The sequence below is a fragment of the Campylobacter sp. TJR-1 genome, assembly GCF_032840035.1.
Taxonomy (GTDB): Bacteria; Campylobacterota; Campylobacteria; order Campylobacterales; family Campylobacteraceae; genus Campylobacter; species Campylobacter fetus.
Genome location: NZ_JAWIZX010000020.1, coordinates 1 through 819 on the forward strand (window position 1 = coordinate 1; position 819 = coordinate 819).

The 819-nt window shown below is 37.1% G+C and carries 1 pseudogene; it reads right to left on the minus strand.

Annotation, left to right across the window (positions count from 1 at the left end):
• Positions 1 to 48: 48 nt before the first annotated feature.
• A pseudogene (locus RVY88_RS09110) lies at positions 49 to 819 on the minus strand (hypothetical protein); the annotation flags it as partial.

An 819-nucleotide genomic window follows, 5' to 3' on the forward strand; every position in this document is an offset into this window, starting at 1 on the left:
AGCAAAAAACTATCTACTATTTATTAAGGTTTGGTTTGAAAAACACGATTAAGAAGCAAATACTATATCATTTGTTGATGTAGCAAGACTATCTAAATTAACGGTTGTACCGCTTAGTTTAACTATTAAATCGCTTGTTGTAAGCGTATCTGTGCTACCTGCAGCGTTGTACAATAAGTAAGTATCGTTATTGTACGTAAAGCCGTACACCGTATTAGCTACATCTGAAGTACCTAATATAGTTTCGGCAGCTGTTTTTAAAGTATCTCCTTGTCCAATACCTTTATTTTCATAAGCAATTGCAGCACCAAAAGTAATTTTATCGCCTGCGCTAAAATCTGTTATTTCTACAAATTCAGGAGTTGCTACTGTAACAATTACAGAAGCTTTGATATCAAACGTATCATTTCCCTCACCACCGGCAATCTTAAGAGTCTTAGTTGCAGTAAATGCGCCTGTTTCTATCTTGTCATCTCCTGAACCAAGATTTACGACTGCACTTTCAGTTAATTTTCCTAATTTAATATTATCCGCGCCTGTTGTTGCATTAAACGTAGTTAAGCCGGTATATCCGCTAAAATCAAACGCCGTAGCTGCGTCAGTACCGTGAAGACCTACTTCAACGCCTTTTAATCCTATAAGGTCGATATCTGTTATACTTGCAGCAGTAGCAGCGCCTATATCAAATACAAACGTATCGTTTCCATCGCCCAAATCCCCATCTACCTTAACCTTAGTAGTAGCAGCAAGTAGTTTAAGAGTAACTTGGTCATTTGACTCACTACCATTTATAGTAAGAGCTTTATCACTCATATCTGT